Source organism: Gluconobacter japonicus, from assembly GCF_015244665.1.
Taxonomy (GTDB): Bacteria; Pseudomonadota; Alphaproteobacteria; order Acetobacterales; family Acetobacteraceae; genus Gluconobacter; species Gluconobacter japonicus.
Genome location: NZ_JABCQN010000003.1, coordinates 588,034 through 602,676, shown reverse-complemented (window position 1 = coordinate 602,676; position 14,643 = coordinate 588,034). Strand labels below are relative to the sequence as shown.

10 protein-coding genes are annotated in these 14,643 nt (G+C 49.4%); 2 read left to right on the top strand and 8 right to left on the bottom strand.

Going from position 1 to position 14,643, the window contains the following annotated elements; all coding sequences use genetic code 11:
• The 5 genes from HKD32_RS09160 to HKD32_RS15385 all read right to left on the bottom strand — a co-directional run bounded on the left by HKD32_RS09160 (window position 1) and on the right by HKD32_RS15385 (window position 5,643).
• Complete coding sequence (locus HKD32_RS09160; RefSeq protein ID WP_194257882.1) at window positions 1-552, bottom strand: sorbitol dehydrogenase family protein; 552 nt, start codon at window positions 550-552, stop codon at window positions 1-3.
• Window positions 553-964: 412 nt separating this feature from the next.
• Window positions 965-2,620: a TolC family protein gene (locus HKD32_RS09155; protein WP_228118885.1), complete on the bottom strand. Its 1,656-nt coding sequence runs from the start codon at window positions 2,618-2,620 to the stop codon at window positions 965-967.
• Complete coding sequence (locus tag HKD32_RS09150) at window positions 2,617-4,452, bottom strand: FUSC family protein (protein WP_194257881.1); 1,836 nt, start codon at window positions 4,450-4,452, stop codon at window positions 2,617-2,619. Before HKD32_RS09150 ends, HKD32_RS09155 begins: the two co-directional genes overlap by 4 nt.
• Complete coding sequence (gene mdtN / locus HKD32_RS09145; protein ID WP_194257911.1) at window positions 4,433-5,482, bottom strand: multidrug transporter subunit MdtN; 1,050 nt, start codon at window positions 5,480-5,482, stop codon at window positions 4,433-4,435. Before mdtN ends, HKD32_RS09150 begins: the two co-directional genes overlap by 20 nt.
• A 2-nt stretch (window positions 5,483-5,484) precedes the next feature.
• On the bottom strand, window positions 5,485-5,643 hold the full coding sequence (locus tag HKD32_RS15385) for a hypothetical protein (RefSeq protein WP_235678154.1): 159 nt from the start codon (window positions 5,641-5,643) through the stop codon (window positions 5,485-5,487).
• Window positions 5,644-6,063: 420 nt separating this feature from the next.
• Between HKD32_RS15385 and HKD32_RS09135 the strand changes: the two genes are divergently transcribed.
• Complete coding sequence (locus HKD32_RS09135) at window positions 6,064-8,418, top strand: TonB-dependent receptor (RefSeq protein WP_194257880.1); 2,355 nt, start codon at window positions 6,064-6,066, stop codon at window positions 8,416-8,418.
• A gap of 70 nt (window positions 8,419-8,488) precedes the next feature.
• Here HKD32_RS09135 and HKD32_RS09130 read toward each other — a convergent pair whose 3' ends face one another.
• The 3 genes from HKD32_RS09130 to ybaK all read right to left on the bottom strand — a co-directional run bounded on the left by HKD32_RS09130 (window position 8,489) and on the right by ybaK (window position 11,443).
• Complete coding sequence (locus tag HKD32_RS09130) at window positions 8,489-9,607, bottom strand: SMP-30/gluconolactonase/LRE family protein (RefSeq protein ID WP_194257879.1); 1,119 nt, start codon at window positions 9,605-9,607, stop codon at window positions 8,489-8,491.
• 128 nt (window positions 9,608-9,735) lie between these two features.
• Window positions 9,736-10,980 carry a DUF2075 domain-containing protein gene (locus HKD32_RS09125; RefSeq protein WP_228118884.1) on the bottom strand — a complete coding sequence of 415 codons (1,245 nt, stop codon included), beginning with the start codon at window positions 10,978-10,980 and terminating at the stop codon, window positions 9,736-9,738.
• A complete protein-coding gene (ybaK, locus tag HKD32_RS09120) occupies window positions 10,964-11,443 on the bottom strand; it encodes a Cys-tRNA(Pro) deacylase (RefSeq protein WP_062024614.1) in 480 nt (159 codons plus the stop codon). Before ybaK ends, HKD32_RS09125 begins: the two co-directional genes overlap by 17 nt.
• A 717-nt stretch (window positions 11,444-12,160) precedes the next feature.
• On the opposite strand from ybaK, the gene HKD32_RS09115 reads away from it, so the two are divergent.
• Window positions 12,161-14,575 carry a TonB-dependent receptor gene (locus tag HKD32_RS09115; RefSeq protein WP_228118883.1) on the top strand — a complete coding sequence of 805 codons (2,415 nt, stop codon included), beginning with the start codon at window positions 12,161-12,163 and terminating at the stop codon, window positions 14,573-14,575.
• Window positions 14,576-14,643 lie beyond the last annotated feature (68 nt).

Sequence of the window (14,643 nt, the reverse complement as noted above, 5' to 3'; positions counted from 1 at the left end):
TTAAAATGCCGGCATGACATCGACGGATGCGGGTTCCGAGACCCAATAATTGGGTCCGTTATGAGCATATGTCGGAATGACCACGACATCGCGGGACGGCTGATACATGAGTGCTTTTTCGAAGGCGTAAACTTTAGCGTTTGTTCCACTCTCAACAACGCCTGAATACCAGCCTCGGATAATTTGAAGGAGTGTAGAATGCAGAGGATCATCTTTTATGGCTGCATCCAGTGCTTCAACATCCTGATAATTATTTTTAGTAATATGTTCGCGAAGAGCCTTTATTTGAGTAGAAAAATCATGCTTCTGAGCTTCAAATGCCAACAGAAGTGCTGATCCGATACTGAGATCCAGATTTTTGTGACCGGTGGCAAAAGCGGAAAGCTGCATAAAATCCGAAATGCTATCGCGATTTGATGCCACAACGTCCTGAGTAGATCCTTTTGAGGGTGTTCCAATCGCTGCGACTGTGAGGCAGGCACCGGAAAAAGCCAGAAGCTTTCTACGCGAAAGAAAGATTTGAACAGGGCCGGAATCAGCTATTTTTTCCAATGGCCTTCTCCTGAAGACATAATTTGATATGCGTGTGTCTCTTCATTCAAAATTTTCACGAATAACAGAAATGACTATTTTTTGTTTGGAATAACGCGATGGTGATTTTTTTGTTTTGTTACTGGTAACGTTTCCGAGATGGTTATTATAAAATAATATATTTATATTATTTGTTGATAAAAATTATCTCTAGTTGAGAAATTTCTTAAAAAATTATTTTTAACTTATTTTAGTTTTCTTAATTACTATTATTATCTTGGATTAATATATCTTATAATATCTGTATCGTTAAAGAAAAATAAGAAATTTATTCTCTAAAGAATGTCATCAAGAAATAATTTTGAAATCACATAATGTATTTCCATCGAGGTCTGGGGCGGCTCGCTTTGTTTAGGCAGATACCGGACGCAGTCTACAGTCCTTCATTTTGACTCAAGGATCCGGTCCCAAAAGCAAGGCTGGCCGCTGCGATCAAGGCTGCATAATACGCATCCGAGTGACTGAGCATCGCATCCAGATAAGCATTTTGCGAGATGCTGACTTGGGTCATTGATCCTACGCCACTCTGATACGCTGCTGTGGATGCCTTGAAACCCGTCATTGCAGCTGTCTCGAGCTTGTCGGATGCAGCATAGGCACTTAGGCTTGTATGCAGTGCATTTTCCGCAGCCACGATCTGCTTCACCGAACTATCGACTGTTTGTTGTACTGTGGCTTCCGCACTGTCTGATTGGTCTTCTGCCTGCTTGAGGAGGGCCATCCGTGTCCCACCATCAAAAATGGGCACGGTAATTCCACCCAGGATCAGGCTGCTGAATGCATTACTCGAAAGATTGAGGGTGGGAGGTGCTTCGCTTCCAACGCCTGGTACAGAGGAAAGTGCAAGTCGGCCTGTGGTATAGGCGACGTTCCCGGTCATGAAGATTTTTGGAAGGAACTCGCTTTTGGCGGCCTGAACTCTGCTTTTGGCGGCTTTTGCATGAGCATATGCTGCCAAAACATCCGGACGACGTGAAACAGCCTGCTGGACGAGGGCATCCGTTAATCGAATATCGTTCAGACCCAGAGGGCGCCTGGAAATATCCAGCGTCTCAAGTTTTGTGTTGGGCGAAAGCCCGATGGCATTCAGAAGCTCCAGTGCAGTATTCTGCTCGTCGCCTTCTGCTTGAACAAGTCTGAGCTCAGTTTGAGCTGTTGCCTGGCGCGCCTGGGTAACATCGACAATAGTTCCTTGACCCTGATGTAACCTGGCAGTCGCGGCTGCTTCAACGAAGCGAGCATTATCTTGTGCTTTGTGCAGCAGAGCAACGCGGTTTTGTGCAGCAGCATGCGTGTAATAGGCGGTCGTAACGTTATAGATGATCTTCTGGTGGGCTGCGGTGAAGAGGATATTGGTCGCAATCTGTGATTGCTCTGTGGCTGCGATGATCGCTTCACGTTTTCCGAAGTCGAACAAAAGCCATTCCAGACCAAGGGTCTGAATTTCACCGGCTCCCGATCTATTATTGCGGATTCCTCCCAAGGCGCTGTTCAGGCCGTTCAAACCTGAATTGATAGCGTCTCCTGCAACCCCTCCATTACTGATGGAGGGGTTGGCCCCATCATTACGGCTATGATTGTAGCCGCCGACGACAGTTGCTGTCAGGCGGGGAAGATAGGTGCTCTTCGTGATGCCGACAGTCAGGGCGGCATCACGGGCAAGGTTCCAGGCGCGCCGTGTTTCAGGATTGGAGGACTGCGCAATATCGATCAGTTCAGACAGGGAATAGGCATGTCCAGTCTGGAAGCCCAGCTCGGAGGCAGATGGGCGAACATGAATTTTCTCATTGGAAGGGAGGGTATATCCCGCTGGAACAGTCAGGGTGTGCGGACTTGGTTTGCCGGGTACCAATTCTCCCCCCACTGCGACATTAGGCTGCCAAGGACGATCAGGCCGGCCTGGAGCCGTATCGAGAGCTTGCGTAGCACAGCCAGACAACAGCAACGGCGTCAATAAAAACCAGAGGCGACTAAAGGGCCGTCTGGAAGACGAGACAAGCTGCGAGAAAATTTGGGGTGAATAGATCATGAGATAATCTGTTTCAGTCTTGCGATGCGATCGGAAAGATCAGTTTTCTCAGAAGTGATGAGCAGTTTTTCAGTGAGGTTTGCCGTATCATCAAGAGCTTCTCTGGCAGCCCGAAGGCGTGGCTGATCTGCGCGCATATGGAGCGGCTCGGACATGGCATACTCAAGTGTTCGCTCGCTTTCTGCCAATGCTGCCTGACTGCGGATAGCAGCCTCGATTTTCTCCTGAATGGCTTGCGCCTTACCTTGCTTTTTCAGGCACTCTGCCAACTTCCGAAGGCTGGACCCGAGATGGTCATAGGCACTCGAAGGCCAGAAACTGGTGAACATCATATACGTGATAAAATTCCCAAGCATGATACCAACAATGCGGTCTCGTGCGGTGGCCATGTCAGCGGTTGGGCCATAGCCTTTCAAATCCGTTAGATAAAAGGCCAGACCGATCTGAAAACCGGCATAGGCAATCCGTTCGTCCCCTGTCTTGATCCACGCGGCAAGCAGGGAAATGACGAAAACCAATATCAGAAAACCAGTGATGTCATTCAGATGCGGCATGATCGTGATGATGGAGATAATTCCCAAAGAACCTCCCATCAGAGCGCCTGTAATTCGTAATGTCAGCTTTGAAATCATTTCGCCCATCGTAGGAAGTGCTACGATGAAGCAGGTGATGATACAGGTATGGATACCGGGCCAATCCAGTACTTTGAAGGTCAGATAGCTTAGCATCACCGCAGCGGTCCCTTTCACTGCGAAACGGACATGGTCAGGGTTGCTAAAAGCATCCTCTGTAAAAAAGCCGGATTTTTTCGGCTTGGAGGGCTTTTCATTGTAAGCGGCAGATGGGGTTGTAAAATTCGGCAGAAGATTGGCCATCGCTTCTAGAATGGGTTGCTCGGGCTTTATGACAGGTCTTTGAATATCTGTAGGATAATCGCCGTCTGAAAAAATATCCGCCATGCTTTCAAGAGTTTTTACAAGACGACTGGACGGTTCTTCTCTCAGGGATGTTCGGCTCGCATGATCGGCAAGTGCCAGAATGGTAAAACTGTTGCTGGCAGCCTGTTTCAGGCAAGTCAGATCATGGGCAGACCAGATTTTTTCAAGTGCAGCCATTCGGGCAGACTTCATCATCTCCGTCGTGCCGTCTCTAAGCAGAGCAGTAGCCCGTTCACGGGTCTGGAGGTCAGGGTTCTGAAGAAGAGAAACGGCCATGCGGAGCCGGGCAGCGATGTCGTCTGTCAGGATCTTTTTTGGTGATGGGCAAATCAGAAGGCCAAGTACCACCATGACAGCCCCGGGAATAGCTAGAAACAGATCTGTATAAAGGAGCGCGCGTGTTACGATTTCCCCTACAGGAACCTGATCGATCGCAACCAATCCGTAAACTGTAATCAGACCCAGCATATAGGCTACGGGTTTGAGTTTGCTGGCTGACCCCAGGAAAAAGAAACTGAATGACAACAGGGCAATAACGATTACCAGTCCCATGGGATGATCAAGCGTCACCCGGACCAGACCGTAGATGACCAGAAGCAGGATGAGGATGATCGCATTGACGGCGATCCCGGCTACCGCATTGGTGACGCGGTCTTTCTGCCAAAGTGCCATTGTTACGAGAGCCGGAACTGCCAGTTCGGGTACCTGCCAGATTTCTCCAATCAGAACGGTCATCGTGCAGGCTGCGGCCATACGAAGGGCATATCCAAGGCGTCCAGGCGATTGATCGCAGATTAGTCGCCAGATCCGGGCCATGGTCAGTCCTGGCATTATCTGTGTGTTGGGAAAGGGAGAGGGCGCGCTCGCCGCCGTATCAGGGACAGGCTGCGCCATGCCGGATCTCCACAGTCGCTGTAGCGCCGAGCCTTAGAAGATGTGGATTTGTTTTTTCCAGCCTGATACGGACCGGGAAGCGCTGGGCGACATGAACCCAGTCCATCTGACGCGGGACGACAGGTAACGATCGGGCAATACCAGCAGAGTCTACGGACAGAACACCCCAGCCAATACTCTCGATATGTCCTCTGAGGGGAATATGTCGATCAATCATGGAATAAACGGTCACGCAGTCGTTAATCTGCACGGAAGAAAGATTGATTTCGCGAATGTTGGCAGTCGCGTACCATTCATCATCGGAAATCAGTGTGAAAAGAACCTGGGATGGCGCGAGAACTTCGCCTTCTTTGACGCGTAGGCTGGTAACGTACCCATCGGTTGGGGCACTCACGACGGTCTGGCGAAGTTCGTATCTGGCATGATCGAGAGCTGCCTGGCTAGCATCCCGTGCAGCAAGAGAGCTTTTCAGATTTCCAATTGCCGTTGTTGCCGCAGTTGATTGGTTTTGTGACTGCGAAAGTGAGACTTCAGCGTCATGCAATGCGACACGGGCCTGATCATACTGCTGCCATGGAATATAAGATTGTCCCGCAAGTGGTTTTAGTCGCTCAACTGTACGTGCGGCCAGATCGCGGTTGGTTCTGGCACGAACGACCTGATCTTCCGCTGTAGCTGCGTTCGATGTCTTGATACTGAGTAGGCGTGTCTGGTTTTCAACTTCCGCATTGGCGAGATCCAGATTCGCCTGAGCCTGTCGGACGATCAGTTCGTAAGGTTCCGGATCGAGCTGATAAAGGACTTCGCCTTTATGGACATGCTGATTGACCGAAACGTGCAAGTCCTTCAACCGGCCGCCAACTGTAGAGGCGATATGGACCACTTCTGCATCAATGCTCGCGCTGTCGGAGGAAGGGTGAGTGCTGTCTTCGTGTGAGACATGGATGCCAAACAAAAGAGCCGCGCTCACACAGAGAACTGCAATGATGATACCAATTGGCTTTGTATGAGAGATACGAGTGCGCTGCATCATCAGGGACCAAACACCAGCGTCCACACCGTCAGCGCAGTGATGACGCCCAGAGCCACATAAGTAAAAAGCCGAAAGCTGAGGTTGGCATCAATTCCGGTTAGAAGAAATACCACTCGCAATCCCACAGCGACTGCCACACCAATAAGCCCACAGACCATCCAGCCTGGAAAGTATGCGCCGGCTACAGGAAAAGAGGGGGCTCCCTGAAAGGAACACCCTTCACTTGCAAGTAAAGAAAAATATGGGATGAAAAAACGCAGCCGGATATATCTCATGGTCAATGTCAGAGCTTTCTGCGTTTGAAAAACGAGAGAGTAAATCTATCACATTCCTTTTCAAACGCTACTACGTTGGCATGGTAGTCAATCAATTTTCTTCATTTGAAGTGTGTTTTGGATCATCAGAGATGAAGGGATTGTGGAGACCTCTGCGTGAGGGGCCATATCCCGAAAGCGTAGCTGAAGCCAAGGAAAATCCAGTACGGCTCTGGCTGTAAAAATTTTTGTTGCGAATGATTATCACTAAAACTATATGGGTGTCATGTTGTGAAACATCAGCTCACATAAAAGAGGTTTTTGGTGACAAATTCATTGCGTACGCACATCACGTCTCTTTCCATTGCTGGTACTCTTTTAATGTCTTCGCAGGGTTATGCTGCAGCTTCTGAGACACATGATCAAAAACCAGATCGAAAACCTGACACATCAACGCGGCATTCAAAGGAGACTGCGGATATTGAAGGGTCAGATGTCGAACATCTGACAGTGCAGGGACATGGTTTTAACACCATGCATCAGGCTCTTGGGCTCTCCCGCATGCCGCAGGATGTGATGCATACGCCGCAGAACATCAATGTTGTACCGCAAGCTTTGATGCAGCAGCAGAATGTCAAATCTCTTGATGAGGCTCTGAGGAATGTGCCGGGTGTGACTACGTCCATCGGTGAAGGTGCTGGTGGAATGAACGGGGATCAGTTTCTGATCCGTGGATTTCAGGCACAGAATGATATTTACGAAGATGGCCTGAGAGATTTCGGCGTTTATTCGCGTGATTCATTCAACTTTGAAAGTGTGTCTGTCATCAAGGGGCCATCTTCCGAAGTCTTCGGAAATGGGACGACAGGCGGCGCGATTAATATGGTGACCAAGACGCCTGGCTTGCAAAATCATTATAATGCTGATTTTTCTGGAGGCTCAGGAAGCTATTACCGTGGCACCCTGGATGTGAATCAAAAAATCAATGATTCTACAGCGTTCCGGATTACGGGGATGGGGGATGAACATAACGTTGTAGGGCGGGATTATATCTTCTCCCATCGCTGGGGTGTTGCTCCGTCCCTTGCATTCGGTATTGGAAAAAGAACGACGCTGGTTCTTCAATACATGCATCAGCAGGAAAATTCTGTTCCTGATTTCGGTGTTCCCGTCGTTACGAAACCGGGAGCGAAATATGGCCAGCCCATTACGGAATATGGCATCCGCCGTACGAACTGGTACGGCACTGATAACGATCAGAACGCCACCAATGCCAACATGGAAACCGCACGCTTCAGCTTTAAGCTGAACAAACACATCACGTTTTACGATGATTTGCGGGGAGGAGAATATTTCCGCTCGTTTGCAGCCTCGAAAGCGACCTGTGACACGACTTGCGTGAATAATTACTTCAATGGAGATGCATCAAGGGCCTTTGTTGCGCGCTCTGGTCCTAGCGGGGCGGGAAATGGCACCGGAGCAGGAACATACATGGCGCCGTTGCCATATGAACAGACGAGTTGGTCGGTACAGAATGTCGGCTCGATGGTTGCGGACTTCCATACTGGCTTTCTTCGGCATCAGATTGTGACAGGATTTGATATCGAGCGTGTTAATGATGTTCGATCACAATCGACTTATCTGAAACCAAAACCCTATGCGAGCCTTGTGAACCCCAATCCGCATGTGGGTAATCTTGAACTGGTTCCGGGAGACCTGAACCCTGGAGGACTGGTCTCTCTGGGTTCTTTGGGAGCGAAGTCTCATAGTAATGGATATGGGTTTGATACGGGTCTGTTCTTTTTCGATCAGGTCTGGTTTACCAAGTGGCTTTCTGTGAAAGGGGGCTTCCGTTGGGACCGCTGGCAGACGAGCTACAACCTGACTGGCGGAAACGTCGCCAAAAATCCCGATCAACACTTTCATGATGTCACGGGCGTTTTTAACCCTAATGCAAGTCTTGTCATCACGCCGGATGCGCATCAGACGTATTACTTTACATGGGCTAATTCGACGACCCCTATGGGCATGTATGTTACCAATGGGTCTGTACCGATCCGGCCAGGAACCAACTCCTTTGCGAGCCCGGAAAAAGCCCAGCTTTACGAACTCGGTGCCAAGTACAGTATTTTGCATGACCGTTTGGGTCTGACAGCATCGCTGTTCCGGCTGGACAAGGGGAATGCACTGAATGCAGACCCTGTGACCGGTGAAATTCAGGGGTCTTCTGATCGGCAGCGCAATCAGGGCCTGGAGCTTTCTGTTGGAGGTGTCATTCTGCCAGGATGGAATATCTCTGCAACCTATGCTCTTTACGACAGTAGTACGACGTATTCTGCCACCAAGGCGAACCGCGGCAAGAATGTTCAGTATGTGCCGCATAATCAGGCGACACTCTGGTCAGCATATAGTGCTTTCCCGCACAAACCTTACAACCTGACAGTGGGTGGAGGACTGACATGGCGTGAGCATGTCTGGCTAAATGCAGCCAATACCTTGCGCGCTCCGGCAAATCTGGATTTCAGTGCCATGATTTCTCATCGATTTAACCAGCATTGGAAAATTTCCATGAATGGCTACAATCTAGCAAATAGACTGAATTACCAGAGTCTTTTCTCAAACCGAGCAACCCCGTCTGCAGGACGTATGTTCCTGGGTGAAGTCAGCGTCGCATACTGAGAGAATATTTTCTAAGTAATAATAAACCCACGATTATGCACGCGTGGGTTTATTATTTTATTTCATATAATTATTGTGGAAGTGTGATTTTAACTACGATGTATGGTAATTCCTGCATATCTTTCCCATTGTGGAAATCTGGCAGTCGTGCCCACTGGCCGATTGTTGAGTACAGGCCATCCTTTCCGTAAGTCAGACCATCAGGCTCGATCATGCGGGGATCATGTGCGATTACGGAGAGTGTTCCATCCGGGGCATGTCTTAAAATGGCGTGACGTTCGTCGTCAGTGATGTAAAGCGAGCCGTCTGGTCCCGTTGCCATACCATCGCCCATGCCTGTTTCTCCTTCATCATGGACGGAAGCCTCTATTCGCTTCTCTGTGGCGGTACGGTCCGAGAGAATGGAAGTTGGGGCTGAATAAAGTCTACGGCTGGTTTGTGGTTGCCAGTAAAGTGTCTGTTGGTCCGGGCTGATACCGATCCCATTTGCTCCACCTTGGGGCATCTGGGCATGATTGGCATCATAACGCGCAGCACGACCATCCATAACTGCGACGAAGCCCGTTTCCGGCATCACAGGTTTCGTATCGGCCAGAATGCGACGCTGTCTGCCAGAGGCCAGATCCACAACAATCAAGGCGGGGTGAACGCCGGTAGAGGTATCGGTAATGAAGGCTGTACCTGCTTTACCGTGGGTCAGATCAATCCGTACGTCGTTGACGTGGCTGTCTGGTAGTAGGGTTGGCGCAGAAAGTGAGAGGACGTTCAAGATGGTGTTAGTGCCCGGGTCGATCTCGAACAATTTCTGTGCTCCAGGAACCGTTCCCTGTCCAGCCAACATTCCCTCATCCAGAACCCAGAGATGGCCTTTCGCGTCTAAAGTCATGCCCAGGGGGGAAACAAAGCGATCCTGGGTTGCCGCATCTGGGAAAGGGGTCAAATGTCCGTTTGCATAGGTGGCCAGACGTGGTCCGGAATGATCTTTGACGCTGCGAGGGAAACCGAGGACCAGGCGGCCATCTGGTAATGCGGCAATTCCAGAGGGTTGGGCCTCCTGAAAACGCCCAATGATCTCGATATTACCTGACGAGATAGAGCCTTTATCAATAGTGTCTGCCGCATACGCGCTGTAATAAATAAAGGACGCACTAAAAAATGCGGCAAGAGCAACTGGGGACTTGAACATCATAACGAGATCTCCTTACATGATTTGAGCGAGGCACAGAAAAATAGCAAGTCAATCATTCTTGAGCGTTAAACTTTATTGGGTAGTCAGGACTGAACGCAAATGGTGGCGAACTGTTCTGTCAGGAAGCTTCAATTGTCTAAAAGTCGCTTCCGGAGAGCAGGATCATGCGCGTAGAGATACAGCCCTTTCATCCCGCGTGTCAGGAGAACATTCAAAGCATTCAGAATGATATGTTGTTTCGCTTTATCAAGAGCCGCTATGCCCTCGCGTCCCTGAAATGCGGCACTATCCTCATAACGCGAAGGATCAACACGAATTCTGTCGGTTGTGGCATCGTAGGACAGGGAAGGCCCCAGAATAACGCCAGCGTAATTCAGGTCGAAGCCTTGAATGGTATAAACGGAGCCGACTTCATCAATGGTGTCCGGGCGCTCTGCCCAAGGCAGTTTCTCTTCTGGCTTGGAGCGGTCCCAGCGCAGGCGGAAATCTCCTTCTTCAATGAAATGGTCTTTGCCGTCTAAGCAGTAGGGATAGTCGTAGGTCGATAGCAGTCGGCAGAGACCGACTTCCCGGTTGCGATCCTGCAGATCTTCATAAAGCTTTGCGCAATCGTCATAGACGCGCAGGTCAAACTTCTGATTCCGGGGGCGGGGCAAGAGGTGGCCCTTTGCCAGCGCATCAAGCCAAAGTCTGATTTCAGGTCCAGCTTCAATCCGGAATTGAGTAGTCAGATGCAGGGTTCGGGTCAAACGACCTTGGCAGAACTGATCCAGTAGGGGGCTGGACCAATGACTTTTGAATTTTAGAACCTGGGACGGATCAAAAACGATAATAACCACCCGAGCCAGATCCAGGATTTCTTCCAGATGATTCTGTTGTTTGAAATGGTTGTAGCGATCTGGCCGGGTAAGAAGCAGGTGGGCCTCGTCGACCAGCACGATATCTGCTTTGGTCTCAGCTTTATGATGGCGATTGATAAATGTTGTCGGACGTTCGAAGTCCGCTTTTTTAAATGCTGGCATGTCTGCCGCGATATTGCGGTAGAGTTTCAGCATTTCGGGATGGTTAACCAGAAGCGCATTGCGCGTACCATTGAGTGGATCGGCGGAATTTTTGGAACGCGCTCGTGTCTGAATGATATTAAAAATAGCATTTAGCACAACGCTCTTGCCGGTGCCCGCCGCGCCTTCGATGACGAGAAGTGCACTTCGGTCGTGCAAGTGTTCAGAACAGAATGTCAGGACTTCCTGGACAAGAGTGCTCTGTTCCTTGGACAGAGAACGGCACGGAGAGAGCTTTGATGTCGCTGTGTTTGCGTCCGAGGGCAACGCTTCCCGAATGAACTCGCTCTGTTGGTCAGTCAGCCGCGACATCGGCAACTCTGGCGTCTGTAATGCGCTGGGCGTCTTGTGGGGAGATGCGTACAACGAAGCCTTGATGACCCGCATTGATATAAACATATGCCTGATTCATCGCATCCTGCGACAAAACAACGGGAATGGGCGTGAGTTGCCCGAAGGGACTGGTTCCGCCAGATTGGTATCCTGTCAGTTCATGAGCTTTTTCAGGAGGCATCATGCGAGCGTTTCGCCCACCGAAAAGTGCTGCAACCTTCTTGAGATTTAACTTTTGGTGTGAGGGTGCCACCACGCAAGCGGGTTGTTTTTTGTCAATTTCAACAACCAAAGTTTTCAGAACGCTCGCTGGATCAGCACCAATTGCGTCTGCAGCCTGCATTCCGATCAAGCCGCCGTTTGGGTTATATTCGTAGTGGTGCAGACTAAATGGAATATTTTGTTTTTCAAGAAAAAGGGTAGCGCCGGTTTCGCGGATCATATGTGATCTCCCATTTTGTCGTGAAGCATTCCCGACAGGAGCCGTCAGCAAGAGCATGACTGAAAGAAAACATGTTCTGTTGACCACTGAAGCAGAAGGACGGGTGCTTCTATGTCTATCCTCGCCTTACGCACAGGGAGGTCGGATATGGGGTATGAACGCTTTAGACAAGCTTCGCAATATTTGTTCTATGACGAGCGTGTATAAATGGCCCTTTACGTTTTTAGCACGGATAACTTTTGGGTGGCCAAGAGTTATCCGCCCTTGGCGACGCCAAGCCAGCCACTTGTTAGGCATTTGAAATCTAAAAACTCCTTCTCAGAGGAAAGAAGGCACAAAAGTATGGCATAATTTGTTACACAAATCGGGCGATTTTCGTGATTTTCTTTCGTTGTTCCGCACGCATAACAAGAAGGATATCTGAAAAAAATCGCCAGTGGGATAGTCTTAAAAATTGAGTGTTCTCTTATATGCAACAGTACGATGCATTTTATAGGTATGAAAATATTTCAAATCATACAAAAATACTTATAGATTTATTTTGGAAATAATTAAATATATTACAATATATAAAATAATATATTGCGACAAAAAAGTCACATTAAAAGATTATGAATGAAATGATTCAGAATGAATGTCATATATTTTCTTTGTCTGACTTGCCATGGGCGCCGTTATAAATATTTTCTGCGCAACAGACGACATATCTGGGGACGGATGAAGATGAAAATTGGTGCCAGACGCCTTACATTGCTAACAGCTACCATGCTGGCTGGAGTGTTTTGTGATGGAAGCAGCCATGCTGCTGCGCAGTCTCATAGCAACCATCCTGCTGCAACGGGTGGTTCGCAGGGGAAGGCACATGGTCGGGTGCCGGTGAAGATCATGCATCCGCGTACTTCCGTTAATGCGCAGGATGCGGAAGCCATTTCCGTTCGTGTGTCGCGTCAGGCCCTGAATGGTGGTGGTGGAATGATGCGCCGGGAAATCGCGCCTCATTCCGTTCAGACGGTTACGAAGCAGTATATTGAGATGCAGAGTCCGGCTAGTACGGCGCTCGACATGATCAAAAACCTGCCGAGTGTCACGGTTTCGACTGTTGATAGTTCTGGTATTTTGGGTGGCAAGATCAACAGTCGCAGTTTAACTGACTCAGATATGGGCATTCTTCTGAATGGTGTGCCGGTTGCCACGGCATATTACCTGAATCAGAACGTCGATACAGAGAACGTCAACATGATTTCGGTCACACCGGGGTCATCTGCCATTGATCTGCCTGTGACGTCTGCAGCTGCTGGCATCATGGACTCTCAGACCATGACTCCGTCTCACAAGTTTGGCGGTCTGATGGACTTCTCATACGGGACCAACAACCTGTCTCGTGAGTTCATTCGTGTTGAGAGCGGTGACATCGGCAATTCCGGTATCCGTACGTTTGCATCATTTTCCCATACCCATTCTCGCAACTGGAATGGCCCCGGCACTAACGAGCGCCGTCATCTGGATTTCGGTGCTGCCAAGGACTTCGAGGACGGTTCGTCTGTAAATCTGTTCGTATCGTGGAACCATCAGTTCACAATGGAACCACTCAAGCCTACGGCGAAGCAGTTCTATAACAAGAAAGATGGGCTGGGGACGTATAATTATTCTTCATCTTATGACCCATCCAATCCTTCAAAGTATGGGATGCTGAATGGTAATATGTGGGATCAGGTCTTCGTGACGCTGCCTGTACATCTGCATCTGCCAGCAAAATTCTCTTTCGATTTTAAACCATATTACGTTTATAACGGTGGCTATACTTACAACGGTAGCCTGTTTAACGGCTCTGGCCGTAACGCGACGATCGGGCAGGGTGGAAGCGGGATTGCTGGGAGTGTCCCGACCGCATCCTACTACAGCGTGTATCGTCCGCATGCCGGGACTGTTGCCAAGCTGAATTATGATCCTGTCAGTTGGGATCATATGGAACTGGGATACTGGTTCGATTATCAGGACAATCAGGTCAATAACATGTATTCCGTGCTGCAAAGCAACGGCAGACAGTATTTCCCGTACAACAGTTCCAAAGGGGTGTACGTCAATGGTGAGCGTTACATGCCTTATCAGGGAGATGCGGGCTGGAAAATTCACTCGCTGTTCTTCCAGAATACAGCAAAGCTGCTGAATGACCGCCTGACATTGAACGGTGGTATCAAGGTTGCCATGATTAATCGCTGGACGGTCAACGGGGCTTCATCAACACCTCGAACGGAACAGAACCAGGTCGTCCCGCTGCCGCAGGTGGGGATCAGCTATCGCATTGATCAGCACAACATGATTTATGTGAATGCTGAGGGTGACTTCCGTATGCCTGATCCGGGATCGCTTGGTCAGGTTTATGATGCGCAGACGGGCGGCTATGTTGGAAATCCGTACAATCCGAAGCCTCAATATTCCATCAAGGAAGAACTCGGCTGGCGCTTCGACAATGATTACTTCATGACCGATCTGGAGCTGTTCAACTATTCCATCACCAATCGTCTGCTTTCTACGAGCGTTTACATCAATAATCAGGCGATCAGTTCTACGATTAATGCGGGTAATCAGACCGCGCGGGGGGTGGATTTCATGATCTCGGCTCATCCGTGGCATCATTTCAGCCCGTATGTCTCTGTTGAGTATCTGAACGCGACAATGGATTCCAATATCCTGACGACGGGGATGCTGAATGGCCAGACAGTCAGCGACCTGTTGCCGACGAAGGGTAAGAAGGCCGTTCAGTCTCCGCATGTTCATGCCAGCGCGGGTCTGACCTATGACGATGGGCATTTCTTTGCCAATGGCAGCGTCAGCTATGTCTCGTCCCAGTATGCAACATTCATGAATGACGAGAAGATTCCGGGTTATATCACCGATAATCTGTCGCTCGGTTATCGCTTCAATTCGTTCGGCCGTTTCAAGGCGCCGAAGTTCCAGCTGAACTTCAGCAATCTTGGAGGTGATTTTGTGCGAACTGGTGTCTACAGTCTTGTCTCCAACGCCAAGGCTGCCAAGGGCATTTATGGCAGCACCATCAGTTCCAGTGGGACGCCCACCTACTATCTGTATCCACGCTTCAGCGTAACGGGGAATATTTCCGTCGGGTTCTGATATTAGGTTAAAAAATGGCTTTCCCTATTTTCAGGGAAAGCCATTTTCAGATGATAGGGGTGACATCG

What these genes read in the sequence shown, in the direction of transcription:
- HKD32_RS09155 (WP_228118885.1), bottom strand. Translation starts at nt 2,620, where the DNA reads ATGATCTATTCACCCCAAATTTTCTCGCAGCTTGTCTCGTCTTCCAGA.
- HKD32_RS09150 (WP_194257881.1), bottom strand. Translation starts at nt 4,452, where the DNA reads ATGGCGCAGCCTGTCCCTGATACGGCGGCGAGCGCGCCCTCTCCCTTT.
- mdtN (WP_194257911.1), bottom strand. Translation starts at nt 5,482, where the DNA reads ATGCAGCGCACTCGTATCTCTCATACAAAGCCAATTGGTATCATCATT.
- HKD32_RS15385 (WP_235678154.1), bottom strand. Translation starts at nt 5,643, where the DNA reads ATGGTCTGTGGGCTTATTGGTGTGGCAGTCGCTGTGGGATTGCGAGTG.
- HKD32_RS09130 (WP_194257879.1), bottom strand. Translation starts at nt 9,607, where the DNA reads ATGATGTTCAAGTCCCCAGTTGCTCTTGCCGCATTTTTTAGTGCGTCC.
- HKD32_RS09125 (WP_228118884.1), bottom strand. Translation starts at nt 10,980, where the DNA reads ATGTCGCGGCTGACTGACCAACAGAGCGAGTTCATTCGGGAAGCGTTG.
- ybaK (WP_062024614.1), bottom strand. Translation starts at nt 11,443, where the DNA reads ATGATCCGCGAAACCGGCGCTACCCTTTTTCTTGAAAAACAAAATATT.
- HKD32_RS09115 (WP_228118883.1), top strand. Translation starts at nt 12,161, where the DNA reads ATGAAGATGAAAATTGGTGCCAGACGCCTTACATTGCTAACAGCTACC.